Raw genomic sequence first — 26,413 nt, forward strand, 5'->3', positions numbered from 1 at the left:
CTCTAGAGCGGCCGGTCCCGCAGCAGGAACCGCTGGAGCTTGCCGGTCGCGGTGCGGGGCAGGGACTGCTCGAAGACGAAGACGCGCGGGCACTTGTGCGGGGCCAGGGTGGCCTTCATATGGGCGCGCAGGGAGTCGGCGGTCTGCTGCGACCCCTCCGTCAGCACCACGTGCGCCACCACGGCCTCCCCGCGCAGTTCGTCCGCCCGGCCCACCACCGCCGCCTCCGCGACCTCCGGGTGGCGCAGCAGGGCGTCCTCCACCTCGGGGCCCGCGATGTTGTAGCCGGACGAGATGATCATGTCGTCGGCGCGGGCCACGTAGCGGAAGTAGCCGTCGGGTTCCCGGACGAACGTGTCGCCGGTCATGTTCCAGCCGTGCCGGACGTACTCCGTCTGCCGGGGGTCGGCGAGATAACGGCAGCCGACCGGTCCGCGTACGGCGAGCAGCCCCGGTTCGCCGTCGGGCAGCTCCTCGCCGTGCTCGTCGACCACCCGGGCCTGCCAGCCCGGCACGGGGACGCCGATGGTGCCGGGGCGGATGGCGTCGTCGGCGGCGGAGATGAAGATGTGCAGCAGCTCGGTGGCCCCGATGCCGTTGACGATGCGCAGCCCGGTCGCCTCGAACCAGGCCTGCCAGGTCGCCGCGGGCAGGTTCTCCCCGGCCGACACGCAGCGGCGCAGCGCAGAGAGGTCGTGGCCGTCCAGCTGCCCGAGCATCGTGCGGTACGCGGTCGGCGCGGTGAAGAGGACCGAGACCCGGTGCCGGGCCAGCGCGGGCAGCAGGTGCCGCGGCCCGGACTGCTCCAGCAGCAGCGCCGAGGCCCCGGCCCGCAGCGGGAAGACCAGCAGTCCGCCGAGGCCGAAGGTGAAGCCGAGCGGCGGGCTGCCGGCGAACACGTCGTCGGCCAGGGGCCGCAGCACCTGGCGGGAGAAGGTGTCGGCGACGGCGAGCAGGTCCCGGTGGAAGTGCATACAGCCCTTGGGGCGTCCGGTGGTCCCCGAGGTGAACGCGATCAGCGCGACCTCGTCGGCGGCCGTGTCGACCGCCCGGTAGGGGCCGGAGCCGAAGTGCGCGGCCGCCAGCCGGGTGAGGTCGGCGGGACCGTCCCCGCCGAACAGGGTGATCCGCACCTCGCCGGCGTCCGCCTTCGCCGGGTCCCTCGCCTCCGCCGGGTCTGCCGCCTTCGCCGGGCCCCTCGCCTCCGCCGGGTCTGCCGCCTTCGCCGGCTGCGTCGCCTCCGCCAGGTCCTCCGCCGTGCGGGCGTCGCACAGTGCGTGGCTCACCCGGGCCAGCGAGCAGATGGTGGCCAGTTCGTCCGCCCGCGCCTGCGCCAGTACGGTCACGGCGACCGCGCCCGCCTTCATGACGGCGAGCCAGCAGGCGGCCAGCCAGGGTGTGGTGGGCCCGCGCAGCAGCACCCGGTTGCCCGGCACCACGGCCAGGTCCTCGGTGAGCACATGGGCGATGCGGTCCACCGTCTCCCGCAGCTCGCCGTAGCTCCAGACGCCCCCGTCGCCGGAGCGCAGCGCGGGACGGTCGGGACCCCGCTCCTCGACCGTGCGGTCCAGCAGCTCGTACCCGCAGTTCAGCCGGTCGGGATAGCGCAGCCCGGGATCGTCCAGGAGCAGCTTCGGCCACTGCTCCGGTGGCGGCAGGTGGTCACGCGTGAACGTGTCGGTGTGCGCACCGGGGACGCGCACGGACGCGTCGGCGGCGGCTGCGGGCGTGTTCGGCGAGGAATTCGGCTCCATGAAGGATCGCCCCCTTGTCGCCTCTGGAGCGTATCGTTTGGGTGACGGTAGTCAACGGTCCGCGATAAGACAGAGACGCGACAAGAGAGGCGCCGCCATGACGGCATTCTCCCTCGAACCGGAACAGACCGCCTGGTGCGAGGAGCTGCGCACCCTCGCCGAGCAGCGGCTGCGCCCGCTGGCGGAGAAGGGAGAGCCCGGGCGGGTCAACCGCCCGCTGCTGGCCGCCCTCGGCGAGCTGGGCCTGCTGGACCGGCTGTTCGGCTCCGGGGCGCTGGACCTGTGCCTGCTGCGGGAGTCCCTGGCCCGGGGCTGCACCGAGGCCGAGACCGCGCTCGCCCTCCAGGGCCTCGGCGCCACCCCGATCGTCCAGGCCGGCACCGCCGCGCACCGCGAGCGCTGGCTTCCCGAGGTCCGGGCGGGGCGGGCGGTCGCGGCGTTCGCCCTGAGCGAGCCGGGCGCGGGCTCCGACGCCGGCGCCCTGAGCCTGGCCGCCGAGCCCACCCCCGGCGGCTGGCGGCTCACCGGCGAGAAGTGCTGGATCTCCAACGCCCCCGAGGCCGACTTCGCCACCGTCTTCGCCCGCACCACCCCGGGCGCCGGCTCGCGCGGGATCACCGCGTTCCTGGTCCCCTCCGACCGTCCCGGACTCACCGGCTGTGCCCTCGACATGCTCTCCCCGCACCCCATCGGCACCCTGGAGTTCGACGGCGTACCGGTCGACGCCGACGATGTCCTCGGCGCACCCGACCGGGGTTTCGGGGTCGCCATGAACACCCTCAACCTCTTCCGCCCCAGCGTCGGCGCCTTCGCCGTCGGGATGGCCCGCGCCGCCCTGGACGCCACCCTCGGCCACACCGCTCACCGCACCGCGTTCGGCGGCCCGTTGAGCGCCCTCCAGGCCGTCGCCCACCAGGTGGCCGAGATGGCCACCCGCACCGAGGCCGCCCGCCTCCTGGTGTACGCGGCGGCCGCCGCGTACGACGCGGGCGAGAGCGGCGTACCGCGCCGCGCCGCCATGGCCAAGCTGTACGCCACCGAGACCGCGCAGTACGTCGTCGACACCGCCGTCCAGCTGCACGGCGCCCGGGCCCTGCGCCGCGGTCATCTGCTCGAACACCTCTACCGAGAGGTCCGCGCGCCCCGGATCTACGAGGGCGCCAGCGAGGTGCAGCGGACCATCATCGCCAAGGAGCTGTACGCGACCACCACCGCCCACCAGCCCGAGGAGCCGCCCGTATGAGCCCGTCCCACCGGATCAATCCGGCCGAACTCTCCCCGCCGACCGGCTTCTCGCACGCCGTCGTCGCCACCGGGGGCCATCTGGTCTTCCTGGCCGGGCAGACCGCCCTCGACCCGGACGGCAAGGTGGTCGGCGCCACCCTGCCCGAACAGTTCGCCACCGCCCTGACCAACCTGCTCACCGCCCTGCACGCGGCGGGCGGCGCCCCCGCCGACCTGGCACGCGTCACGGTGTACGCCACCGATGTGGCCGACTACCGCTCCCACGCCGCCGAACTGGGCCGGATCTGGCGCCGGCTGGCGGGGCGCGACTACCCGGCGATGGCGGTCATCGGGGTGGCCCGGCTCTGGGACGCCCAGGCGTTGGTCGAGATCGACGGGATCGCCGTGCTGCCCTGACGCCCACGGCGGGCCCGGCGCGCCGGTCGGGTGAATCGTCCCGGGCGATATATCTGTATTTAGTGCTCCTTATCCCGGATGCTCCGCCGCCCGAACCGGACGCTCCCCTGTGATCGCCCTCATCGTCTGCCACTTCGCGCTGGCGGCCTGCGCGGGCCCGCTGGTGCACCGGCTCGGCAGGCGGGCCTTCCTCGTGCTCGCGCTCCCGCCGGCGGCCGCCACCGTCTGGGCGTTCACCCGCTGGAACACCGCCACATCCGGTGACGCGGTCACCTGGTCCTGGCAGTGGATCCCGGACTACGACGTCTCCCTCGATCTGCGCCTGGACGCCCTGGCCGAACTGATGGTGCTGCTCGCCGCCGGGGTCGGCGCGCTCGTCCTCCTCTACTGCGCCTTCTACTTCCCGGGCGACACCCCGCAGCTGGGCCGGTTCGCCGGGAACCTGCTCGCCTTCGCGGGCGCCATGCTCGCCCTGGTCCTCTCCGACGACCTGATCGCGCTGTACGTGTTCTGGGAGCTGACCACCGTCTTCTCCTACCTGCTGATCGGGCACGGCAGCGAACACCGCCACAGCCGCCGCTCCGCGCTCCAGGCCCTTGTCGTCACCACGCTCGGCGGGCTCGCCATGCTGGTCGGCTTCCTGATCATCGGTCAGGCCGCGGGCACGTACCGGATCTCCACCATCGTCGCCGATCCGCCCGAGGCGACCCTCGCCGTCTCCGCCGCCCTGGTGCTCGTGCTGTGCGGGGCGCTGTCGAAGTCCGCGATCTGGCCGTTCTCCATGTGGCTGCCGAACGCCATGGCCGCACCGACCCCGGTCAGCGCCTATCTGCACGCCGCGGCGATGGTCAAGGCCGGGGTGTACCTGGTCGCCCGGCTCTCCCCGGCCTTCGCCGACGTACCCGTGTGGAAGCCGGTCATCCTGGTCCTCGGCGGCGCGACCATGCTGCTCGGCGGCTGGCGGGCGCTGCGCCTCAACGACCTCAAACTCGTCCTGGCCTACGGGACCGTCAGCCAGCTCGGCTTCCTCACCCTGCTCGCCGGGACCGGCAACCGGGACGCGGCCCTCGCCGCGGCTGCCATGACCCTCGCCCACGCCCTGTTCAAGGCGCCGCTCTTCCTCATCACCGGCATCGTCGACCACGCCACCGGCACCCGCGACCTGCGCAAGCTCTCCGGGGTCGGCCACACCCTGCCGTACGTCGCCGGGGTCGCCGTCCTCGCCGCCGCCTCCATGGCCGCCCTGCCGCCGCTGCTCGGCTTCGCCGCCAAGGAGGCCGCCTTCGAAGCGCTGCTGCACGGCTCAGCCGCCGACCGGTGGGCGCTGGCCGCCGTCGTCGCGGGGTCGGCGCTGACCACCGCGTACACCCTGCGGTTCGTCTGGGGCGCCTTCGCCCGCAAGCCGGGCGTCCCCGACACCCCCGTCCACCGCGTGAGCCCCGCCTTCCTCGCCCCGCCCGCCCTGCTCGCCGTCCTCGGGCTGGTCCTCGGCCCGGGCGTCGGCTGGACCGACCGGCTGCTGGGCGCGTACGCCGACACCTATCCGGCGCCCGCCGACCCCTACCATCTCGCCCTCTGGCACGGGTTCGGCACCGCCCTGCTCCTGTCCGCGCTCACCTGGGTGGCCGGAACCGTCCTCTTCCTCGGCCGCACCCCCGTCATCAAGCTCTCCCGCCGCGTCGCCTGGCCCACCGCCGACAGCGTCTTCGGCCATCTGCTGCTCGGGCAGGAACGTCTCGCCCTCCAGGTCACCGGCTTCATCCAGCGCGGTTCCCTCTCGGTGTACCTGGCCACCACGCTGCTGGTGATGCTCGCCGGACAGCTCGCGGTGCTCTTCACCGACCAGCCGTGGGACGGCGCGCTGCGCCCCCGCCTCTGGGACAACCCGCTCCAGGGCTCCGTCGCCGCACTGACCTGCGCCGCGGCCCTCCTCTGCGTGACCGTACGGCGCAGGATGAAGGCCGTCGTCCTGGGCGGCCTGACCGGCTACGGGACCGCCCTGCTCTTCGTCGTCCAGGGCGCGCCCGACCTCGCCCTCACCCAGTTCTGCGTCGAGACCGTGGCGATGATCGTCTTCGTGCTGGTGCTGCGCCGGATGCCGGTCCACTTCCTGGAGACCGTCTCCACCTGGCGGCGCGCCATCCGCGTCCCGGTCGCCCTCGCGGCGGCCGCCACCATCGGGATCGCGGTGTGGGTGGCCGCCGCCGCCCGCACCGCGGAGCCCGCCGGGGCCGCGATGGTCGAGGAGGTCGCCGACCACGGGTACAAGGACGTGGTCGCCACGCTCCTCGTCGACCTGCGCGCCTGGGACACCATGGGGGAGTCCGCCGTGCTGGCCGCCGCCGCGATCGGGGTCACCAGCCTCATCTACCTGCACCGCCGCAGCGACGGCTCCATGGCCCAGGACGAGCTGCGGGGCCGTACCGCCTGGTCGCTCTCGGCGCGCCACTCCGCGCGGCTGCCCCAGGGAGACGACGTGGCCCCCGAGCGCAGCTGGCTGGCGGCCGGCGCGACCCTCGCCCCCGAGCACCGCTCCATCGTCTTCGAGGTGGTGGCCCGGCTGCTGTTCCACCCCATCCTGGTCCTCTCGGTCTATCTGCTGTTCTGCGCGGAGAACATGCCCGGGGGCGGCTTCGTCGCCGGACTCGTCGCCGGGGTCGCCCTCATCACCCGCTACCTGGCGGGCGGCCGCTTCGAACTGGCCGAGGCCGCGCCCCTGCAACCCGGCCTCTTCACCGGTCTCGGCCTGTTCCTCTCCACCGGCGTCGGCCTCATCGGCCTGATCGACGGCACCGTGCTCCACGCCTTCACCTACTACGGCCACCTGCCGGTCTTCGGCGACTTCCACATGAGCACGCCCCTGCTCTTCGACTTCGGCGTCTACCTGCTGGTCCTCGGCGTCGTCCTCGACATCGTGCGGGCCCTCGGCGCCAAGATCGACCGGCAGATCGAGCGGGCCGCGGGCGCCCTCACCCCGCCCGGCGGCCCCGAGGCGGGAGGGGCAGCCCGGTGATCGTCAGCGCCTCGCTCCTCGCCACCGCCGTGGTGCTCTGCGCCGTCGGCGGCATCCTCATGCTGACCCGGCCGCTGACCCGCGTCCTGCTCGGCGCCGTCATCGCGAGCAACGGCATCAACCTGCTGATCCTCTCCGCCACCGGGACCGCCGGAGCGGCGCCGCTCCTGTACGGGGTCTCCCTGCGCCGGGTCACCGACCCGCTGCCGCAGGCCATCGCGCTCACCGCCATCGTCATCACCCTCGGCACCACCGCGTTCCTGCTCGCCATGGCCTACCGCAGCCACCAGATCACCGGCACCGACGAGGTGCACGACGACCTGGAGGACCGGCGCATCGTGCTCCGCGCCGAAGTGCTGGGGGAGCGGGCCCAGTTGCGCGAGGAGTTCCGCTCCGGGGCCGAGCCCACCCCGGATGAGCGCGAACGCTACCGGGAGGAGCGCCGCAGACTCCGCGACCGGCTGCGCGCCGACCGCGCCCGCCAGGCCCGCGGCCGGGACGCCTCCGGCGACCTCTGGAACGACGTCATCGGCGCGGACCCGGAGGACTACGAACGCGCCGGCGACGCCAAGGCGGACGACCGCTACCCCCGCGACGACCGAGGAGCCACCGGATGAACGCGCTCGTCCCGCTGCCGGTGCTGCTGCCGCTCTGCGCCACCGGACTCAGCCTCACCTTCGGCACCCGCCTGCAACGGTTCCAGCGCTTCATCAGCGTGGCCGTCCTCACCGCCGTACTGGCGCTGTCGGTCATCCTGATGATCGCCGCCGACCGCCAGGGCCCGCTCTCCGTCCACCTCGGCGACTTCGCCCCGCCGCTCGGCATCACCCTGGTCGCCGACCGGCTCTGTGGACTGATGCTCACCGTCTCATCGGCCGTCACCCTCTGCGTACTCGTCTACTCCCTCGGGCAGGGCATGACCGACCGGGACAAGGAGACACCGGTCGCCGTCTTCCACCCCGCCTACCTGATCCTCGTCGCCGGGGTCTCCTGCACCTTCCTGGCCGGCGACCTCGTCAACCTCTACGTCGGCTTCGAGATCATGCTGGTGGCCAGCTTCGTCCTGCTCACCCTCGGCGGCACCGGCCCCCGGATGCGGGCGGGCTCCACGTACGTGATCATCTCGCTGTTCTCCTCGATGCTCTTCCTCACCGCCATCGCCATGACGTACGCGGCCACCGGCACCGCCAACTTCGCCCAGCTCGCCCAGCGGCTGCCCGAACTCCCCATCGGCGTACAGACCCTGATCCAGGCCATGCTGATCACCGTCTTCGCGGTCAAGGCCGCCGTCTTCCCGCTCGCCGCCTGGCTCCCCGACTCCTATCCGACCGCCCCGGCCCCCGTCACCGCCGTCTTCGCCGGACTGCTCACCAAGGTCGGCGTCTACTGCATGCTGCGCACCGAGACCCTGCTCTTCCCCGGCAACCGGATCGGCGACCTCCTGATGGCCGCCGCACTCGCCTCGATGGTCATCGGCGTCCTCGGCGCGGTCGCCCAGACCGACCTCAAGCGGCTGCTCTCCTTCACCCTGGTCAGCCACATCGGCTTCATGGTCTTCGGTATCGGTCTCGCCACCCGCGAGGCGTACGGCGGCGCCATCGTCTACGTCGTCCACCACATCACCGTCCAGACCACCCTGTTCCTGGTCGCCGGGCTCATCGAACGCCGGGGCGGCACCACGGAGCTGACCCGGCTGGGCGGGATGGCCAAGGCCGCCCCGGTGCTCGCGCTCCTCTTCTTCGTCCCCGCGATGAACCTCGCCGGCATCCCCCCGCTCTCCGGCTTCATCGGGAAGCTCGGGCTGATGCGCGCCGGGGTCGCCGACGGCGGCGCCTGGGCCTGGGTCCTGGTCGCGGGATCGGCGGTCACCAGCCTCCTGACGCTGTACGTGACCGCCAAGGTCTGGAACCTGGCGTTCTGGCGGGCCGCCCCGCCGGGGCTGGCCGCCGCGGGCACGGTCCTGGAGTCCGGGGACGACAGCGACGACGACACCGACGCGGGCCCCGACCGCATCCCCGGCACCGGCGACGAAGGCATCGAGCCCGCGCCCCGCCCGGCCGGCCAGGCCGTCGCCGCGACCCTGCACGGACGCGCCGTCATCACCACCAGCACGCTGCCCCGGCCCATGACCGCGGCCACCGCGGCGACCATCGCGCTAGGCCTCTCCTTCACGGTGTTCGCCGGCCCGCTCACCGCCTACACCGACCGCTCGGCCGCCGAACTCATCCGGCGCACGCCCTACGTCCAGGAGGTGCTCGGCCGGTGAGCCCCATCCCGCGGTCGTCGTTCCGCGACTCCGATCTGCCGCCGCTGAGCTTCGAGTTCGGCCGCCGGGGGCGGGTGCTGGACCTGCCGCTGATCGCCTGGCTCACCCTCATCTGGGTGCTGCTCTGGTCGACCCTGACCCTGGCCAACGTCATCACCGGCGTGGTCGTCGCCGTCGCCGTCTGCCTGGCCTTCCCGCTGCCCCGGGTCGACCTCGGGCTCCGGCTCCACCCCTGGCGGATCGTGTGCCTGGCCGGATACCTGTTCTCCGACATGTACATCTCCGCGGTGAAGGTCACCCGGCAGACCTTCGCCCGCCTGCCGCACCGGGCCGCCGTCATCGGCGTACCCCTGCGCTGCCGCAGCGACCTCATGCTCGCCGCCACCGCCGTCGCCCTCTCCAACGTGCCCGGCGGCTCCATCATCGAGGTGCGCCGGGCCACCGCCACCGTCTTCCTGCACGTCCTGGACGCCGACCTGCCCGAGGAGCTGGACGCCGCCCGGCGTCAGGTGTGGCGACTGGAGGAGCTGACCGTACGGGCCTTCGGTACCCCCGACGAGATCGCCCGCGTCGCCGAACCGCCCCCACCGCCGCAACTCGCCGCCGGGAGGCCCGCACCGTGAGCACGTTCGACCAGGCCGACCGCCTTCTGCTGACCGCCGCCGTCACCCTGATCCTGCTGGCCGGGCTCCTGCTGCTGGTACGGATCTGGCGCGGCCCCTCCATGCTGGACCGGGCCATCTCGCTGGATGTGATCGCCGCACTGATCATCGTCGGCCTCGGCGCCAAGTCCGCCTTCGCACGGGATCCGTTCTACTTCCCGATCATGCTGGTGCTCGCGTTCCTCGGCTTCACCGGCTCGGTGGGCATCGCCCGCTTCATCGCCGTACGCGACCGGCCCCGCACCATCACCTCCCCGGCCCCGGCCGCCGGCGAGACCGAGGAGGGCCCGCGGTGAACGCCTGGCTCCAGATCCTCGACACGGCCGGCGCCGTGCTGGTCCTCCTCGGCGCCGCGACATGCCTGCTCGGGGTGATCGGCATGCTGCGGCTGCCCGATGTCCTCTCCCGCAGCCACGCCGCGACCAAGCCCCAGACACTCGGCATCATCCTGGTGCTGGTCGGGGTCGCCCTCAGGCTGCGCGGCGGCATGGAGATCGCCACCCTGGCGCTCATCGTCTTCTTCCAGATGCTCACCGGGCCGGTCGCCTCGCACCTGGTCGCCCGCTCCGCCTACCGCACCGGGCAGATCGAACACGGTGAGCTGCTCTTCGACGAACTGGACGAGCAGCTCACCGACGAGAAGTAGCCGGCTCGCCCGGCGGCATGACCACGGAAGCGTTCCGTCCCCGCCAATCACGCCACGGCCCCGGTGCCCGCATGCCATGATGCGGGCAATGCCGGACGCTGGGGGGCGTATGGGAAGCACGGGCACAGTGCTGCGCGAACTGCGCGGCGCACAGAAGAGCGCCAAGGGCGTCTCGCTCTACTCGCGGTACGTGAACCGCCCGGCCGGGCGGGTGCTCGCGGCGGGCGCGTACCGGGCCGGACTGACGCCCAATCAGGTCACCTTGATCAGCGCGCTGTTCACGTACTGCGCGGTTGCGGCGGTCGCGCTCGTCGAACCGTCGTGGACGCTGGCCCTCGGGGTCTACGCGGCCCTCGCCGTCGGCTTCGCCTTCGACTCCGCCGACGGTCAGCTCGCCCGGCTCACCGGCCGGGGCGGTCCGGACGGGGAGTGGCTGGACCACGTCGTGGACTGCGGCAAACTGCTGCTCGTCCACACCGCCGTACTGATCTCGTTCCACCGCTTCGGCGAACTGCCTTCGGCAGGCTGGCTGTTGCTGCCGCTGGGGTTCCAGCTGGCCGCCGTGCTGACCTTCTGTGCGGGACTGCTGCGCGAACATCTCGGCAAGGCGGCGGCCGCGGCGCGGGCGGTGACCGCGCCGGCCGCACCGGCGGCGCCCGTCTCCCGGGTGCGGGCGATCGCCCTGCTGCCCGCCGACTACGGGGTGTTCTGCCTGGTGTTCCTGCTGCTCGGCGCACCCGGAGCCTTCCGGGCCGGGTACGCCGTGCTCGCGGCGGTCCACGCGCTCTTCCTGGCGGCCTTCCTCGCCAAGTGGTTCAGGGAGCTGAGAGCGCTCCGTCCCGGCTGACGAGCACGTCCAGCGCCCGGCGCAGCTGGGTGCTGGACGTGTGCACGGTGTACGGGAAGTAGACGACCTCCACGCCGACCTCGGCGAAGTCGCGCTCCAGCTTCTTCCCCTTCTCCGTGCCCCGCCAGTCGTCGCCCTTGAAGATCACGTCGAACCTGACCTGCTGCCAGGTCTCCACCTTGTCCGGCACGGTCTCCACGAACGCGGCGTCGACGAACCGCACACTGCGGACGATCTCCAGCCGTTCGCGCAACGGGATCACCGGCGTGTGGCCCTTGGCGAGGGCTGCCATCTCGTCCGAGACGACCCCCGCGACCAGGTAGTCGCACTGACTGCGGGCATGCCGCAGGATGTTGAGGTGACCCACGTGGAACAGGTCGTACACCCCGGGCGCGTACCCCACTCTGTGCTGCATCATCCGTATCTCTCCCCCCACGGTCGACGTGATCCGGTGATGTCCCAACGACCTTACTGTGAAGAACACTTGTGCAAGCCGTGAACGGATAAGCTCGACGAGGGGCTGTTCCCGCAGGGAGCGGCGGCTGTTGTGGGGGGAAGGCGATCGTCCGATGTCCGATGCCGAACGGCACGAGCCGTTTCTGAACCGCCGCCTTCTGGTGGTCTCGACGAACTACGCACCGGAGGTCACGGGCATCGGCCCGTACGCCACCCAACTCGCCGAGCACTGGGCCGCGTCCGGTGCCCGGGTGCGGGCGCTCACCGGTATGCCGCACTACCCGTCCTGGCAGCTGGACGAGGGCTACCGGAGCGGGTGGCGGACCGTGGAGATACGCGGCGGCGTCGGCGTGCACCGGCGCAGGCACTACATACCGTCCCGTCAGACGGCCCTTCGCCGGGCCGCGTTCGAGGCGTCCATCCTCGCCACCGGGCTGATCGCACCGCCGCCGGGGCGGCCGGACGCCGTGATCTCGCAGATGCCCAGCCTCGCCGGCGGGGTCATCGGCGCCCGCATCGCGCGCCGCCACCGCGTCCCGTACGTTCCCGTCGTCCAGGACCTGATGGGCGCGGCCGCCGCACAGAGCGGCATCCGGGGCGGCGGCCGGGCGGCCGCCGTCGCCGCGGCGGCCGAGCGGTACGCGCTGAGCGGCGCGGCCCTCGTCGGCGTCATCCACGAGAGCTTCGTCCCCGGCGTCAGGGCCCTCGGCGTCGACCCCGGCCGCATCCGGCTCGTCCCCAACTGGACCCATGTGCAGGGCCCCACCGCCGACCGGGCCGCCACCCGGGCCCGGCTCGGCTGGGACGCGGCCACACCCGTCCTGCTGCACTCCGGCAACATGGGCCTCAAGCAGGGCCTCGACGTCCTGGTGGACACCGCGCGCCTCGCCCCGGACGTCCGGGTCGTCCTGATGGGCGACGGCAACCAGCGCGACGCCCTGCGCTCCCGCGCCGAAGGGCTGCCCAACGTGGAATTCCTGGAGCCCGCGGAGGCCGGGGAGTTCACCGACGTCCTCGCCGCCGCCGACGTCCTCGCGGTGACCCAGCGGGCCTCCGTCCTCGACATGAGCGTCCCCTCCAAGCTGACCTCGTACTTCGTCTCCGGCCGCCCGGTCCTCGGCTCCGTCGCCGAGACGGGCGGCACCGCCGACGAGGTGCGCCGCTCCGGGGCCGGGGTGCTCGTCGCCCCCGAGGACCCGGCCGCCCTGCTGGAGACCGTACGGAAGCTGGCCGCCGACCCCGCCGCGGCCGACGCCCTCGGGGCGAACGGGCCGAGGTACGTCGCCCAGCACCTGAGCCGGGAGGCGGGCCTCGCCCGCTTCGACGACCTGCTCACCGAGGCCCTGCAGGACGGACAAGGGAGCCCCCGCCGATGACACCTGTGAACCGTGTCCTGGACGACCAGGACGAACCGGCGCTCCTGCGCGACCAGTTCCGCCAGCTCCTGCGCTACCGGGCGCTGCTGGCGGCCGGCGTCGTCATCGGGCTGCTCGGCGCCGGCTACCTCGCGCTCAGCGGCGACGACACCTACACCGCCACCGGCGAGGTGCTCGTCCGCTCCGCCATCTCCGATCCGTTCGCCGGCGGGGCCACCGCCGACAAGGGCATCAACATCGGCTCCGAGCGCCAGACCGCCGTCAGCGACACCGTCGGCACCCTGGCCGCCGGCACGCTCCGCAAGGCGGGCGACGACGTCGCCGCCCGTGAGCTGCTCGCCGGGCTCCAGGTCACCAACCCGCCCAACACCCTCACCCTGCGCTTCTCCTACACCGGCGCCACCCCCCAGCGGTCCCGGGACCGCGCCGAAGCCCTCGCGGAGGCGTATCTCGCCCACCGCAAGGCGCGCACCGAGGAGAGCATCAAGAACATGTCCGACGGCTACCGGGCCCAGCTGAAACCGCTGGAGGAGAAGCGCGACCTGCTGGAGCGGCAGATCGGCCTGGGAGCGGAGGACGACGTCACCAGCGCCCGGGCCAACATCATCGTCTCCATATCCGAGCTCAGCCGGAAGATCTCCGAGCTCAAGGCCCTGGACACCACCCCCGGCTACCTCAACAAGAAGCCCGTCGCCCCCACCGAGCCCACCGGCGCGGGCCTGCCCCTGCTGCTCGGCCTCGGCGGCGTCGTCGGCCTCGCCCTCGGCCTGCTGTTCTCCTGGGTGCGGCTCGTCTTCGACCCCGCCGTACGCTCCACCCGCGAGCTGGTCCGCTCGCTCGGCGCCCCCCTGCTCGGCACCCTGCCCCGCGAGCGCGGAGCCGCCGGGAGCGTGCTCGCCATCGGCCGCAGCGGCTCCCGGCTCGCCGAGGAGTACCGGGCCGTCGCCTTCCGGCTCGCCTACGACCCCTCGTTCGCCGGGAGCCGCCGCCTGCTGGTCACCGCCCCGCGCGGCGACAACGCCGAAGCGGCGGCGGCCGCCGCCAACCTGGCCGCCGCCTTCGCCGAGATGGGCCGGGACGTCCTGCTCGTCGAGGCCGACCTGCGCACCCCCTCCCTCGCCCGCGCCCTGGGCCCCGCCGCGCACGAGGTCCGCCCGCCGCGCTGGGCCGCCGAGGAGGGCGACGGCAGCTGGCCCACCGGAGGCCGCGCGAACGTGGACGTCCCCGGCTCCGGCGCCTTCGCCCTGATCCCCGGGACCACCGTCGACAACGTCCCCCGTGCCCTGACCTCCACCCCGGTCGGCCGGATCGTCGCCGAGGCCGACCGGCCCGGCAGCGTCGTCATCGTCCTCGCCCCGCCCGTCCTGTCCTACGCGGACGCGGTCGCCCTGGTGGACCGGGTCGAGGGCGTCATGGTCGTCTGCGACCCCCGGGAGGTGCACCGCAGCGACCTGGAACGCATCCGCGAGATCATCGGCGCCTCCGGCGGCTCCGTCCTCGGCGCCCTGCTCCACCCGAGCCGGCGGCGGCTGGGCCGGCCGGAACGCCGGACGAAGTCCGCCCGGCGCCGCAACGGCGGCGGCGACGGGCCCGCCCCCACCGCCGAGCCGGACGCGCCCGAGATCACCGGAGATCCCACCGAGACCCTCGGCCTGCGCTCCCTGACGCTCCCGGCGTCGCGGCGGTGAGAGCCCGCCACGCCGTCCTGTGCTCGGTCGCGGACCAGGGCGTGGCGGCGCTCACCAACATCCTGGTGCTGCTCGCCGCCGCCCGGCTCTCCACCGTCGCCGACTTCGCCCGCTTCTCCGCGGTCTACCTGGTCTTCACGGTGCTGCTCGGCGTCTCGGGCGCGTACACCGGGCAGCCGCTGGTCCTCCGGCGCGGGGGAGGGGAGGAGACCCGGAGCGCCTGCCGCTCCGCCGTCGCCTTCACCGTGCTCGCCGCCGCCACGCTCGGCGCGCTCCTGGCCGCCGTCTGCTTCCCCGTCCCCGGGGACACCGCGCGGGCGCTGACGATGCTCGGCCTGGTCCTGCCGGTGGTGCTGGGCCAGGACGCCGTACGGTACGCCTTCTCCACCCTCCAGCGGCCCCATCTCGCCCTGCTCTCGGACCTGGTGCGGCTGGCCTGCGTCCTCGGCGCGCTCGGGACACAGGTGTACGGGGTGTCTCCGGCCCGTCTGATCGCGCTCTGGGGCCTCTCCGCTCTGCCCGCGCTGCTGCTCTCCGCGGCTCTGCTCCAGCGCGCTACGGCAGGGACCCCGCTCGTGCTGCGGGCGATGCTCCGGCGCGGCCACCTCGGGCAGCGCTTCACCGTCGAGTTCGGCGTGGGCAACGCGACCAGCCAGCTCTCCGTCCTCGGCCTCGGTGCCGTAGGCGACCCGCTCCTGGTCGGCGCGTTGCGCGGGGCTACCACCCTGTTCGGGCCGCTGAACGTGCTGTTCACCTCCGCCACCTCCTTCGGCCCCCCGCTGCTCGGCCGCATCCCCGACGAGCGCCGCCGGGTCCGGGCCACCGCCGCCCTGGCCGCCGTCCTCGCCACCACCGCGGGACTCTGGGCCACCCTCCTCGCCCTGCTGCCCGACAGTGCGGGCCGCCAACTCCTGGGTGACACCTGGACGGTGGCCGCCGGCCTGCTGCCCGCGACGGGCAGCCAGTACGCGGCGATGGCCGTCGGCACCTGCGGGCTGCTCGCCCTGCGGATGCTCGACCCGCGCACCACGCTCGCCGTCCAGGTGGTCTCCTCGCTCACCACCGTGGCGTTCCTCGCGGGCGGTTACGTCGTCGCGGGCGTCCTCGGCGCCGCCTGGGGCCTCTTCCTCGGCTCGCTCTGCAAGGCCGCCGCCACCTGGATCAGGGTCGCCCGGCTGCGCCGCCGCACCCCCGCTCCGGCCAAGACCGTCACCGCCGACGCCTCTTCGCCCGCTGCCCCCTGAACGTGCTGATCAGCAGCAGACAGAGCGCCGCGATGGCCAGCTTCCCCGCCGCCTGGAGCAGCGGGCCGCGCAGCAGGATGAAGGTGTAACCGGCGATCAGCGGCGCCGCGATGGCCAGCACACTCCCGGGGCCGGGCCCCGCCCGGGTGACGGCCAGCGCGTACCGGCGGTCGGTGCGGGCCGCCGCGTAGCCGATCAGGGCCATGCCGCCGATCATGCCGACCGCGCCCGCGTCGACCCAGAACTCGGTCCACAGCGGGGCCGAGAGATTGGTCATCCGCAGCCCCATCCACTGCCCGACCCGCACCCCGGTGTCCTCCGGCTTCCCGCTCCACACCGCACGCGGCACGAAGAACAGGGCGGAGCCCGTCAGTTGGCGGCCGTAGGTGTGGCCCCGGGTGTCCACCCACGAGATGCCGTTGGCGAACATCACCATCTGGTCGTAGTCCTTGGTCACCAGCGGCTCGAAGACCGAGGCCGACTGCGCGGGCCGCTGTCCCTCGTCGTCGTACCGGAACTTGTCCGCGTACGGGAACACCACCAGGGCCCCCACCACCCCCGTCGCCAGCACCGTGCGGTAGACCGCCGCACTGCTCGGGAGCGCGGTGAAGACGAACGCCATCAGCACGGTCAGGAACCAGTAACGCGCGTTGGAGATGGGGTTGTTCACCACCAGGTTCAGCGCCGCCAGCGCCACCCACACCAGCACCGTGGCCGGGGTGCGCCGGGCCCGGTAGGAGGTCGCCAGGCGGCGGGTGTAGAGGAGCAGCGCCAGCAGTGCCGGAACCTGGCCGAAGCCCTTGAGGAACGCCGACCCGACGTTGGACCCCTCCGCCGCTACCCCGCTCGCCGCGACGGTCTCGCTGATCTCCTGACGGCTGGAGAAGAAGACCGCGGGCCCGCCCAGCTTCAGCCCGTAGAACGCGCTCGCCGCGAACGCCACCGCCACCAGCAGCCGCAGCCGCACGGGATGCGCCAGGGCCGGTCCCCAGCTCCGCGGCGAGGCCGTACGGCGCCGCAGTGGACGCCGCGAGGCCAGCAGCGCCCCCAGGTCGTAGGCGGCACACCCCACCAGGACCATCGCGATGGCCGTGACCAGGTCCTGGCGCGGCCCCACCATCGGCGTCGGCGTCTGCCCGATCACCACCTGGGCGAACGGGGCCACGCCCATCGCGATGTACACGAACATCCAGAAGACGCCCTGGAGCAGCCGCCGCCGGGTGGAGAGGATCATCGTCGCCAGCCGGGCCCCCGCGTAACAGGTCAGGACCAGCTGGAGCCAGTACGCCGTGTCCCGGACCCCGCTGCCGGGCTGGGCGGCGATCACCGCGGGCAGGAAGCAGACCAGCCCCAGGATGAGCGGCACGGACAGGGCCCGCGACAGCATCGACCAGACGATCGGGCGCTCGGATGGCTCCAGGGGGCCGCCCGGAGCCCCGGACGGCTCCGGAGGCCCGGCCGCGCGGGCGGTGCGCCCTTCCGCCGACGTGTGCACCGACGTCATGCGCCCCCCGATCAGTGAACCGCTGAACACTCTAACGAATCAGCCCACTTGAGAGGGCGCGATGACTACCCTGTGAATTATTGGCCGCAGTCGAGGGGAACTCTGGTGAAAATCCTGCACGTCGTCACGTTGCACACCCCGGACCATGCCTTCGGCGGCCCGACCCGGGTGGCGCTCAACCTGTCCAGGGTCCAGCGGGCCGCCGGGGACGACGCCCGCATCATGGCCCTCGGCGACGGCTTCCCGGACGGCGAACTGCCCAGCCAGGTCGAGGGTGTTCCGGTCCACCTCTTCCAGGCCCGGCATGTCCTGCCGATGTTCGAGGTCAGCGGAATCACCTCCGCCGCACTGCTGCGCACCGTACACCGCATGATGCGCGGCGCCGACCTCGTACACGTCCATCTGATGCGGGACCTGGTGACCCTGCCCGCGGCGCTGCTCGCACTCGCCACCCGTACGCCCCTGGTCGTCCAGACCCACGGCATGATCGACCCCACGGAGAAGAAGGTCGCCCAGCTCACCGACCTCCTCGGGGTGCGCAAGGTTCTGCGCGAGGCGGACGCCGTCCTGCACCTGACCGAGATGGAGCGGCTCGACGTGAACGCGGTCGCCGCCCCCGTCCCCCTCACCCGTACCGTACGGCTGGTCAACGGGGTGCGCCCGCAGGAGCGCAAGCCCGCCCGTGAGCCCGGCCGGCCGCCCACCGTGCTCTACCTCGCCCGGGTCCAGGCGCGCAAGCGGCCCGAGGACTTCGTCGCCGCGATGCCGCACGTCCTCGCCCACCACCCGGACGCCCGCTTCGTCCTGGCCGGACCGGACACCGGTGCGTTGTCCGGCACCCTCGCGCTCGCCCGGGAGCTGGGCGTCACGGACTCCCTGGACCAGGTGGGCCCGTTGGAGCACGAGGAGGTCCTCGCCGCCGGGCGCGAGGCCGATGTGTATGTGCTGCCGGCGATCGAGGAGCCGTTCCCGGTCTCGGTCCTGGAGGCGATGTCGGTGGGCACCCCCGTGGTCATCACCCGCACCTGCGGGCAGGGCCCCGATGTGGCGGCGGCCGGCGCGGGCCGGGTCATCGACAGCCGGGTCGGCGAGGACGCGGCCAACGCCCGCAAGGTCGCCGAGGCGATCCTGGAGCTGCTGGAACCGGAGGCCGCCGAGCAGGCGGGCAAGGCCGCCTGGGAGCTGGTCAACGACCAGTTCACCATCGACGCCGTCACCGCCACCCTCCGGCGGACCTACGAGGACGTGGTCCGCCGGAGGCGAGGGTGAGCCTTCGACGGATCAACGTATGGGCTTCTCCCGTGACTTGAGCGCGATCTGCCAGCGGTAGAAACTCATCGCCAGCGCGAAGTCGAACCCGGCGCGGCCGTCCAGGAAGCCCCGCCGGTAGAGGTACATGTACGCGAACGACACCACCGGCTTGAACGGTGCCTTGTGGAACAACTGCCCCTGACGTGACTTGACCTGGCGCACCTGCTCCTTCACCCGGGGGTGGTGCTCCAGCCACGCCTCCCAGTCCGAGTACCGGTTGTGCCGCTCGAACCAGGCGGTGACCGGGTCCAGGTCCTGGTGCTCGATGGGATTCCGCAACGTCCCCACATGCGCCGCGACCGGCTGGTAATGCCCCTCCACCTCCCCGATCCCCGGCGCGTCCAGGTCGCCGACCTCCGGGTAGAAGGAGCGGGTCCGGTCGGTCAACGACCGCTTGCGGATGGTGTATCCGTGCCGCAGCCGCTTCCCGGAGAACCAGTAACCCAGCGGGATGTCGTACGCGGCGGGCTTGGGCGCCGCCGGGTCGCGGAAGGTCTCCCGGAGCTCGGCCAGCAGCCCGGGGCCGAGCCGCTCGTCGCCGTCCAGCAGCAGGATCCAGTCCAGGTCGGTGCGGACGTTCTCCAGGCACCACTGCTTCTTGCGCGGGTGGCCCCCGTCCCAGGTGTAGGTGACCACCTCGGCCCCGCACTCCTCGGCGATCTTGACCGTGTCGTCGGTGCTGTGGGAGTCCACCACCACGACCGCCTGGAAATGGCCGAGCACCGACTTCACCGCCTCGGCGATGTTCAGGCCCTCGTTCTTCGTGGGGATCGCCACGGCTATGGGCAGTTTCGTCGTATCGGCGGTCATCCCTCGGCTCCTTCGGGCAGCCAGGCGTAGCAGCCTGTGGAGGTGAACGTGCGGGCGGACTTCGGGATGGTGATCGTGCGGGACTTGCCGGTGACGGAGGTCCCGGAGGCCAGCCCCTTGCCGCCGGCCCCGGTGATCTGCCACGAGCAGTCCGTGGTGGGGGAGGCGGAGCGGTAGACGCCGGGGCGCAGGGTCTTCCCGGTGTGGGTGCCGTCCGCGTAGGCGTACGCGGCCTCGTCGACCAGGTCCTGGTGCTGGGGGCAGAGCGCCGCCACCGCGGCGGGCGCGTCGTGGATCTCCTCGGTGGCGATCGCTCCGACGGCGGTGTCCCGGTCGACCTTGACGAGGTAGCGCAGCTCGTCGCAGGCCTCCTGGCCGGTCTGGAGCACGGCGGCCGGGTCCATGCCCTGGGGCACCCGGTCCTCCAGGTACTCCTGCTGCTTCTTGGTGAAGGTCCCGGTGGCCGGGGTGATCTCGTCGGCGGGCGTCTTGGGGCCCTCGGCGGTCGCGCCCGCAGCGGACGGCCCGGGGCCCGCCGGCTTTCCGGTGGCGGGCGCCGTGGACGGAGCGGGTGTGGTGGGCGTCGTGGCGGACGGGCCGGGGACGGAGGGCCCGGAGGCCGCGGGGCGCTGGGCGCCCGCGGCCTCCGGGTCGTTCCCGTCCGCGGACGAGCCGCAGGCGGCCAGCGCCGCCGCCGTCAGGACGACGGCGGCGCCGGCCAGGAACGGATTCCTCATCGGATCAGCTGTTCCTCAGGGCGTAGTGCGCGCTGACCTGGGAAGAGGTCAACGCGGTCGGATAGACGGCGGTCTCGTCGATCTGCCCGGCGAAGAAGTTGCTCGTCGGACGGTTCGGCCAGTCGACGAGGTTGTCCCCGCCGACCCGCCAGTACCCCGGGTAGTTCTCGTTGTTGGAGACCAGGATGTTCGACGCGCGCAACTGCCCGTCGACGTAGAGCGACATGCCCGAACCCAGGGGGCCCTGGGTGGCGACGACGTGGTGCCACTGGCCGTCGTTGTACGCACCCGAGGTGGAGATGGTGCGCATGCCGCCGCTGTAGACGCCGAAGGTGAGACGCCCGTCGTTGCGCATGTAGACGTGCTTGTCGTGGCGGGTGCTGTTCTGCTGCGTCAGGTTCCCGAAGCCGATGATCTTTCCGCCGCGGTTGGTGGTGGTCCTGATCCAGGTCTCCACCGAGAACCGGGGCGGCGCGGGGTGGAGCCGGTTGCTGAACGCGTACTCGTCGGTGCCGTTCAGCCCGATCGCGGTGGAGGGCCCGGCGACGGCCGCCGGGGTCTGCCGGTAGGCCGGGGCGTTGCGCAGGAAGCCGTTGTTGAGCTTGCCGCTGCTGTCGTGGGCGAAGGTGGCACCGGCCTCGTCGTAGCGCCAGTGGAGGATCGCCCCGTCGGCCTTGACCCGGGCGGGGTAGGCGCCGGTCGCGGTCTCCACGGTGGCGGACTGGGCCGGGGACTTGGCGCTGGTGTTGGTGCCGTCGCCGGCGGTGATCCGGTACGAGTAGGTCTCGCCCGGCACGACGTCGGTGTCCGTCCAGGTCAGCTGCGGCCGGTTCCAGAAGACGGAATAGGCGGTGGTGGTGTGGACGGGGGTGTTCGATCCGTCCTTGTAGACCCGGTAGGCCAGTTCACCGTCGTCGGTGTCGAAGCTGGTCTGCCAGTTCACCTCGACCTTGCCCGGATTCAGCGTGGACAGGCTGACGTTGGGCACCCACGGCGCCCCGGTGTCCGGGCCGTTCGCGAACCGGGTCAGCCCCTGCTGGGGGGAGCTGTTGACGGTGGTGAACTCACCGCCCACCCAGAGGTAGTGGCGGTCGCCGCTGCCGGTCTGGGCCATCACGCGCGGCCCGACCGGCTCGCCGATGCCGTCATTGGTGTCCGGGAACCACGGCAGCAGTGTCGGGTCCTCGACCGACTGGGCCAGCAGGTGCTTGCGCGGCTGGTCCGGGAAGGAGTTCATGGAGGCGCAGTCGTGGGCGTGGCTGCCGCTGTAGAGCACCCCGGAGTAGACCGCCACGGACTGGGTGGCACCCAGGCAGGTGTCGCGCCACCGCTGCTGGAAGTCGCTCAGGTTCAGGGCGATGCGGCCGTCGAACACCCCGCCGCCCCGGCCCTCGTTGGCGGTGTAGAAGCCGGTGGCGTCGGTGGTGAGATCCTGCACGGTGGACTTCTCGTGGATGAACCCCGGGTAGGACTTGGTGAGCTGTCCGGTGGTGGCGTTCACCACGGCGAGCGCGTGCGTGGCGGTGCCGTTGATCCGGAAGAAGTCACCGCCGAGCAGCACGTTCTGCCCGTCCGGGGTCACCTCGACGGCCCGGGCCACCTCGTCGGCGTCGGCCGTGAACGGCAGCAGCGAGGCCCCGGCGGTGGTGACGGCCGCGAAATGGCTCCTCGTCTGTCCGCCGACGGTGGTGAAGTCCCCGCCCAGGTAGACCGTGTCGTCGGTGACGGCGAGCGCGCGGACGGTGGCCGAGACGGCGATCTTGAAGTTGTTGCGGACGGTGCAGGTGTCGGTGTCGATGGCCGCGATGTTGCTGACCCCGGCCCCGTTCACCGCCCCGAACTGGCCGCCGGCGTAGAGCGTCTCCCCGTCGGGGGAGAGCGCCAGCGAGCGTACGGTCGCGGTCCCCGAGGAGACCGTGAACGACAGCGAGCAGCCGGTGGGTGCCCCGGTCGCCGCGTCGAAGGCGGCGAAGTTCACCGCGGGCTGTTCATCGGTGCCGGGTACGGCATTGGGTGGCCGCAGGGTGGAGAAGGTGCCGCCCGCGTAGACGACGCCGTCGCCGGCCGCCATCGACCAGACGATGCCGTTGGTCTGCCAGGTGGAGAGGTCGTCCGCGGTGATGGCCACCGGAGGGGTCAGCGCCGCTGCCGGAGAACCCCCGGCCGCCGTGGCGGTCAGGGCTCCGGCCAGCAGGCAGAGAGCGGCGGAGGCGGCCCGAACACGGCCACGCCCTCCGGATCTTTGCCCCGTACTTCCGTTCATCATTCAGCTCCGAAGGTGAGATTCGAGCTGCGGCCGGTAGGCCGCCGATCCTGCCTCGCCCGACCGGACGCGCGGACTGTGCGTCCCGCTGCCGGTCAGGGCGAGTGAGTAGGCGGAGCCGAGGGCCCCGCCCGGTGCCGGCGCGATGAGCTCCACCGATCGGCCGGTGGAGACGGCGGTTGCGCCGGTGATGCGCCCCGGCACGGGCGCGCGGAGCGCCGGCCGGGAGTCGTGGGTGAGCGCCGGCCCGGTCCGGGCGCCGGTGGCCGGCACCACGGTGTGGCCGTCGGTGAGGAAATCGCCGCCCGAGCTGCCGCCCGAGCTGCTGCCCGAGCTGCCGCCCCAGCTGCCGCCCGGGCTCGTCGGGGCAGCCGGGGCCCGGTCGTCGGTACGCTCCCGGCTCCCCGGCCCCCTCATCTGTCCACCCGCACGGCGGCCCCGGTCAGCTGGTCCGAGAGCAGGCGGATGTCCGCGTCGACCATGATCCGGGCCAGTTCCCGCGACTTGACCTCGGGCTTCCAGCCCAGCAGCTCCTCGGCCTTGGACGCGTCACCGATCAACGCGTCGACCTCGCTGGGGCGTTCGTACTTCGGGTCGTAGCGCACGTGCTCGGCCCAGTCCAGGCCCGCGTGCTCGAAGGCGAACTCCAGGAACTGCCGGACGCTGACCCCCTCACCGGTGGCCACCACGTAGTCGTCCGGGGTGTCGCACTGGAGCATCCGCCACATGGCGTCCACGTACTCCGGGGCGTACCCCCAGTCCCGGACCGCGTCCAGGTTGCCCAGGTGCAGCCGGTCCTGGAGCCCGGCCTTGATCCGGGCGACCCCGCGGGTGATCTTCCGGGTCACGAAGGTCTCACCCCGGCGCGGCGACTCATGGTTGAACAGGATCCCGTTGACGGCGAACATGCCGTACGCCTCCCGGTAGTTGACCGTCGCCCAGTACGAGTAGACCTTCGCCACGCTGTAGGGGCTGCGCGGGTGGAACGGGGTCTTCTCGTTCTGCGGCGGCGGGCTGGCGCCGAACATCTCCGAGGACGACGCCTGGTAGATCCGGGTCTGGACCCCGCTGGCCCGCACCGCCTCCAGCAGTCGGATGGTGCCGAGCCCGGTGACGTCACCCGTGTAGAGCGGGGCGTCGAAGGAGACCCGCACATGGGACTGGGCGCCCAGGTTGTAGACCTCGTCGGGCTGGATGTCGCGCAACAGGTTCACCAGTGCCACACCGTCGGTCAGGTCCGCGTGATGCAGGACGAAGGAGCGCTCCGGCTCCTCGGGACCCTGGTAGATGTGGTCGATCCGCTCGGTGTTGAAGCTGGACGAGCGGCGTATCAGGCCATGGACCGTGTACCCCTTGTCGAGCAGCAACTCCGCCAGGTACGAGCCGTCCTGGCCGGTCACTCCGGTGATGAGCGCGGTCTTCGCCACGATTCCCCCTTCTCTGCTGTCCGTCTGAGCGACGAACAAGTCACCGACATATCGGAATTGGAGCGTTCCGCGGCAAAACATCACCGCAGTCCGTTACTGCTGGCACAATCCGAGCCATGACGACCGAACTCCCCGTCCCACCCCAGGAATCCGTCCGTCCCCTACTGCGCCCGGGCTCCCGCATATTCGTCGCGGGGCACCGCGGTCTGGTCGGCTCGGCGGTGGCCCGCCGCCTCGCCGACGACGGCCACGAGGTCCTCACCCGGGGCCGTGACCTGCTCGACCTGCGCGACGCCGCTGGGACCGAGACGTATCTGCGGGAGATGCGCCCGGACGCCGTGGTGCTCGCCGCCGCCAAGGTGGGCGGGATCATGGCCAACAGCACCCATCCGGTGCAGTTCCTGGAGGACAACCTGCGCATCCAGCTCAGCGTGATCGCCGGCGCGCACGCGGCCGGGACCGAGCGGCTGCTCTTCCTCGGCTCGTCGTGCATCTACCCCCGGCTCGCCCCCCAGCCGATCCGCGAGGAGTCGCTGCTCACCGGGGAGCTGGAGCCCACCAACGAGGCGTACGCGCTGGCCAAGATCGCCGGGATCGTCCAGACCCAGTCCTACCGCCGGCAGTACGGCGCCTCCTACATCAGCGCCATGCCCACCAATCTCTACGGACCCGGCGACAACTTCGACCTGGAGACCTCGCACGTCCTGCCCGCGCTGATCCGCCGCTTCCACGAGGCGCAGCGCGACGGTGCGCCGGAGGTCACCCTGTGGGGCTCCGGCTCGCCGCGCCGCGAGTTCCTGCACGTCGACGACCTGGCCGCCGCCTGTGTGCGCCTGCTGGAGGCGTACGACGGTGACGCGCCCGTCAACATCGGCTGCGGCGAGGACCTCACCATCCGGGAATTGGCCGAGACCGTCGCCGAGGTGACGGGTTATCAGGGCAGGATCGGCTGGGACACCTCGAAGCCCGACGGAACCCCCCGCAAGCTGCTCGACGTCTCCCGCCTGACCTCCCTCGGCTTCACCCCCCGCATCCCGCTGCGCGACGGCATCGCCCGCACCTACGCCTGGTGGCTCGGCCAGCTCCCGCCGACCGCCTGACCGTGCGCCGCCGCACGCGCGGCGGTGCACCGGGGCTCCTCGCATCCGCACCCCCGCCGTCCTCAGTACGCCCCGCGGCCGTCGGTGACGGCGCGCACCGTACGGGCGAGGAGCCCCATGTCCGTGGCCACCGACCAGTTGTCGACGTACCAGAGATCCAGCGCGACGGCCTCCTGCCAGGACAGGTCGGAGCGCCCGCTGACCTGCCACAGCCCGGTCAGTCCCGGTTTCACGGCGAGCCTGCGGTGCTCGCGCTCGTCGTACCGGGACGCCTCCTCGGGCAGCGGGGGGCGGGGCCCCACCAGCGACATCTGCCCCAGCAACACGTTGAACAGCTGCGGGAGTTCGTCGATCGACGTCCGGCGCAGCGTCCGTCCCACGGGCGTCACCCGGGGGTCCTGGCGCATCTTGAACAGCGGCCCGTCGACCTCGTTGGCCTCGGTGAGCTGAGCCTTTCGCGCCTCCGCGTCCGCCACCATCGTGCGGAACTTCCACATGGTGAAGGGCCGGTTGTGGAGCCCGTGCCGGACCTGCCGGTGGAAGACCGGACCACGCGAGGAGAGCCGCACGCTCAGCGCCACCGCGAGCAGCAGCGGAGAGAGCAGCAGCAGCCCGAACAGGGCGCCGCCGCGGTCCAGCGCACCCTTGACCACCCCCTGCGGACCACCGCGCAGCGGCGGCGCTATGTGCAGCAGGGTGAGCCCGGCCGCCGTCACCGGGCGGACCCGGCCGGCCGTGATGCCGGAGAGCTCGGAGACCACGCACAGCGCGACACCCGCGTCGTGCAGCCCCCAGCCGAGCCGTCGCAGCCGGTCGCCGGTCAGCTGGGGCCCGGGAACCACCAGCACCAGGTCCGCCTCGTGCGCGTAGGCCCCACCGAGCACCGTCGTCACGTCGTCGTCCGCCGGGGACGAGCCGAGCCGCCCCGGCACCTGCACGCCGTCGTACTCCGGCCGGTCGGGCCCGACCGCGATCGCGGCCACCAGCTGATAGGCGTGGTCCGTACGGGAGCCGAGCAGCTCCGCCGCCCGGTCCAGGCCCGCCGCCTCACCGACCAGCAGCACCCTGCGCACCGCCCGGCCCCGCCGTGCGGCCCGGGGCAGGCGGCGGGCCCCCTCCACGGCGGTGGCGATCAGCAGCCCCGGCGCCACGGCCGCGACAGCCGTCGCCGGGTCCACGGAACCCCCCACCGCCGCGTGCAGGACGGCCAGCACCCCGAGGAGCACCAGCCAGTCCCCGAGGGTGCCCAAGGCCCCGCCCGGCTCATTGCGCACCGGGTCCGCGTACCGCCCGCGCACACCGCGCAGCCCGCTCCACAGCAGACCGGCCACCGCTGCGGCCAGCCACGGGCGGGGCTGGCTGCCCAGGTGCAGCAGCGGCCAGGCCGGTCCGGCCAGGGCCAGCAGGTCGGTCAGCGCGCCGACCGACGGATGGTGCCTCGGCTTCCTGCGGGCCGGAGCCCGGTCGGCAGCCGGATCGCGCTCTTCCGCTGTCGGGGCCCTCCACAGCTGTTCCAGGGCCGCCGTACGATTCCGGGAGGCGGCGGTGCGGGGGCGCGGCGCGCCCCGGAGCCCCACCGGCCCGGATATGTCAGTTCCCGGTATTTCGACATGCCCCATGAACCCCCCAGTCACAGTCGCACCCCCACAAACGGGACGCATCCGTCGA

Annotated in this window: 23 protein-coding genes; 14 read left to right on the forward strand and 9 right to left on the reverse strand. The window is 72.7% G+C overall.

Annotation, left to right across the window (positions count from 1 at the left end; translation table 11 throughout):
• Window positions 1-2: 2 nt before the first annotated feature.
• Window positions 3-1,754 carry an AMP-binding protein gene (locus tag ACIQAK_RS31270; RefSeq protein WP_366392366.1) on the reverse strand — a complete coding sequence of 584 codons (1,752 nt, stop codon included), beginning with the start codon at window positions 1,752-1,754 and terminating at the stop codon, window positions 3-5.
• A gap of 97 nt (window positions 1,755-1,851) precedes the next feature.
• On the opposite strand from ACIQAK_RS31270, the gene ACIQAK_RS31275 reads away from it, so the two are divergent.
• The 9 genes from ACIQAK_RS31275 to ACIQAK_RS31315 all read left to right on the forward strand — a co-directional run bounded on the left by ACIQAK_RS31275 (window position 1,852) and on the right by ACIQAK_RS31315 (window position 10,829).
• Window positions 1,852-2,997: an acyl-CoA dehydrogenase gene (locus ACIQAK_RS31275; RefSeq protein WP_366392367.1), complete on the forward strand. Its 1,146-nt coding sequence runs from the start codon at window positions 1,852-1,854 to the stop codon at window positions 2,995-2,997.
• A complete protein-coding gene (locus ACIQAK_RS31280; RefSeq protein ID WP_366392368.1) occupies window positions 2,994-3,395 on the forward strand; it encodes a RidA family protein in 402 nt (133 codons plus the stop codon). The genes ACIQAK_RS31275 and ACIQAK_RS31280 overlap by 4 nt, the downstream gene beginning before the upstream one ends.
• A 109-nt stretch (window positions 3,396-3,504) precedes the next feature.
• Window positions 3,505-6,408 (forward strand): Na+/H+ antiporter subunit A, encoded by a 2,904-nt coding sequence (locus ACIQAK_RS31285; protein WP_366392369.1) that lies wholly within the window; start codon window positions 3,505-3,507, stop codon window positions 6,406-6,408.
• Window positions 6,405-7,025 carry a Na(+)/H(+) antiporter subunit C gene (locus tag ACIQAK_RS31290; protein WP_366392370.1) on the forward strand — a complete coding sequence of 207 codons (621 nt, stop codon included), beginning with the start codon at window positions 6,405-6,407 and terminating at the stop codon, window positions 7,023-7,025. The genes ACIQAK_RS31285 and ACIQAK_RS31290 overlap by 4 nt, the downstream gene beginning before the upstream one ends.
• On the forward strand, window positions 7,022-8,674 hold the full coding sequence (locus tag ACIQAK_RS31295) for a Na+/H+ antiporter subunit D (protein ID WP_366392371.1): 1,653 nt from the start codon (window positions 7,022-7,024) through the stop codon (window positions 8,672-8,674). The genes ACIQAK_RS31290 and ACIQAK_RS31295 overlap by 4 nt, the downstream gene beginning before the upstream one ends.
• Complete coding sequence (locus ACIQAK_RS31300) at window positions 8,671-9,297, forward strand: Na+/H+ antiporter subunit E (protein WP_366392372.1); 627 nt, start codon at window positions 8,671-8,673, stop codon at window positions 9,295-9,297. Before ACIQAK_RS31295 ends, ACIQAK_RS31300 begins: the two co-directional genes overlap by 4 nt.
• A complete protein-coding gene (locus ACIQAK_RS31305; protein WP_366392373.1) occupies window positions 9,294-9,632 on the forward strand; it encodes an MrpF/PhaF family protein in 339 nt (112 codons plus the stop codon). Before ACIQAK_RS31300 ends, ACIQAK_RS31305 begins: the two co-directional genes overlap by 4 nt.
• The gene (gene mnhG / locus ACIQAK_RS31310) at window positions 9,629-9,982 is read left to right on the forward strand and encodes a monovalent cation/H(+) antiporter subunit G (protein WP_366392374.1); all 354 of its coding nucleotides are present in this window, start codon (window positions 9,629-9,631) and stop codon (window positions 9,980-9,982) included. Before ACIQAK_RS31305 ends, mnhG begins: the two co-directional genes overlap by 4 nt.
• A 109-nt stretch (window positions 9,983-10,091) precedes the next feature.
• A complete protein-coding gene (locus ACIQAK_RS31315; RefSeq protein WP_366392375.1) occupies window positions 10,092-10,829 on the forward strand; it encodes a CDP-alcohol phosphatidyltransferase family protein in 738 nt (245 codons plus the stop codon).
• On the opposite strand, the gene ACIQAK_RS31320 is transcribed toward ACIQAK_RS31315, so the two are convergent.
• Window positions 10,798-11,247 (reverse strand): adenylyltransferase/cytidyltransferase family protein, encoded by a 450-nt coding sequence (locus ACIQAK_RS31320; protein WP_366392376.1) that lies wholly within the window; start codon window positions 11,245-11,247, stop codon window positions 10,798-10,800. The genes ACIQAK_RS31315 and ACIQAK_RS31320 overlap by 32 nt on opposite strands.
• Window positions 11,248-11,398: 151 nt before the next feature.
• Between ACIQAK_RS31320 and ACIQAK_RS31325 the strand changes: the two genes are divergently transcribed.
• The 3 genes from ACIQAK_RS31325 to ACIQAK_RS31335 are packed head-to-tail and all read left to right on the forward strand — an operon-like array spanning window position 11,399 to window position 15,593.
• Complete coding sequence (locus tag ACIQAK_RS31325; RefSeq protein WP_366392377.1) at window positions 11,399-12,661, forward strand: glycosyltransferase; 1,263 nt, start codon at window positions 11,399-11,401, stop codon at window positions 12,659-12,661.
• Window positions 12,658-14,349 (forward strand): lipopolysaccharide biosynthesis protein, encoded by a 1,692-nt coding sequence (locus tag ACIQAK_RS31330; protein WP_366392378.1) that lies wholly within the window; start codon window positions 12,658-12,660, stop codon window positions 14,347-14,349. The genes ACIQAK_RS31325 and ACIQAK_RS31330 overlap by 4 nt, the downstream gene beginning before the upstream one ends.
• The gene (locus ACIQAK_RS31335) at window positions 14,346-15,593 is read left to right on the forward strand and encodes a hypothetical protein (protein WP_366392379.1); all 1,248 of its coding nucleotides are present in this window, start codon (window positions 14,346-14,348) and stop codon (window positions 15,591-15,593) included. Before ACIQAK_RS31330 ends, ACIQAK_RS31335 begins: the two co-directional genes overlap by 4 nt.
• Here the strand turns inward: ACIQAK_RS31335 and ACIQAK_RS31340 are convergent.
• Window positions 15,559-17,097, reverse strand: a complete 1,539-nt coding sequence (locus tag ACIQAK_RS31340) for a hypothetical protein (RefSeq protein WP_366392380.1) — start codon at window positions 17,095-17,097, stop codon at window positions 15,559-15,561. The genes ACIQAK_RS31335 and ACIQAK_RS31340 overlap by 35 nt on opposite strands.
• Before the next feature lie 105 nt (window positions 17,098-17,202).
• Here ACIQAK_RS31340 and ACIQAK_RS31345 point away from each other — a divergent pair, with 105 nt between their 5' ends.
• Window positions 17,203-18,366, forward strand: coding sequence for a glycosyltransferase (locus ACIQAK_RS31345; RefSeq protein ID WP_366392381.1), 1,164 nt, complete (start codon window positions 17,203-17,205; stop codon window positions 18,364-18,366).
• Between the two features lie 12 nt (window positions 18,367-18,378).
• Here ACIQAK_RS31345 and ACIQAK_RS31350 read toward each other — a convergent pair whose 3' ends face one another.
• From ACIQAK_RS31350 to gmd, 5 genes are read right to left on the reverse strand one after another with little or no spacing between them, the layout of a single operon-like run.
• Window positions 18,379-19,218, reverse strand: a complete 840-nt coding sequence (locus tag ACIQAK_RS31350; RefSeq protein ID WP_366392382.1) for a glycosyltransferase family 2 protein — start codon at window positions 19,216-19,218, stop codon at window positions 18,379-18,381.
• Window positions 19,215-19,955 carry a hypothetical protein gene (locus tag ACIQAK_RS31355; protein WP_366392383.1) on the reverse strand — a complete coding sequence of 247 codons (741 nt, stop codon included), beginning with the start codon at window positions 19,953-19,955 and terminating at the stop codon, window positions 19,215-19,217. The genes ACIQAK_RS31350 and ACIQAK_RS31355 overlap by 4 nt, the downstream gene beginning before the upstream one ends.
• 4 nt (window positions 19,956-19,959) lie before the next feature.
• Window positions 19,960-22,221 (reverse strand): LamG-like jellyroll fold domain-containing protein, encoded by a 2,262-nt coding sequence (locus tag ACIQAK_RS31360; RefSeq protein ID WP_366392384.1) that lies wholly within the window; start codon window positions 22,219-22,221, stop codon window positions 19,960-19,962.
• Entirely contained in the window at window positions 22,222-22,635 is a 414-nt protein-coding gene (locus tag ACIQAK_RS31365) for a hypothetical protein (RefSeq protein WP_366392385.1), read from the reverse strand.
• The gene (gene gmd, locus ACIQAK_RS31370; RefSeq protein WP_366392386.1) at window positions 22,632-23,645 is read right to left on the reverse strand and encodes a GDP-mannose 4,6-dehydratase; all 1,014 of its coding nucleotides are present in this window, start codon (window positions 23,643-23,645) and stop codon (window positions 22,632-22,634) included. Before gmd ends, ACIQAK_RS31365 begins: the two co-directional genes overlap by 4 nt.
• A 116-nt stretch (window positions 23,646-23,761) precedes the next feature.
• On the opposite strand from gmd, the gene ACIQAK_RS31375 reads away from it, so the two are divergent.
• Window positions 23,762-24,745, forward strand: a complete 984-nt coding sequence (locus tag ACIQAK_RS31375) for a GDP-L-fucose synthase (RefSeq protein WP_366392387.1) — start codon at window positions 23,762-23,764, stop codon at window positions 24,743-24,745.
• 62 nt (window positions 24,746-24,807) lie between these two features.
• Here ACIQAK_RS31375 and ACIQAK_RS31380 read toward each other — a convergent pair whose 3' ends face one another.
• Complete coding sequence (locus tag ACIQAK_RS31380; RefSeq protein ID WP_366392388.1) at window positions 24,808-26,364, reverse strand: exopolysaccharide biosynthesis polyprenyl glycosylphosphotransferase; 1,557 nt, start codon at window positions 26,362-26,364, stop codon at window positions 24,808-24,810.
• Window positions 26,365-26,413: the final 49 nt, after the last annotated feature.

Source organism: Streptomyces sp. NPDC088706 (assembly GCF_044752765.1).
GTDB lineage: Bacteria > Actinomycetota > Actinomycetes > Streptomycetales > Streptomycetaceae > Streptomyces.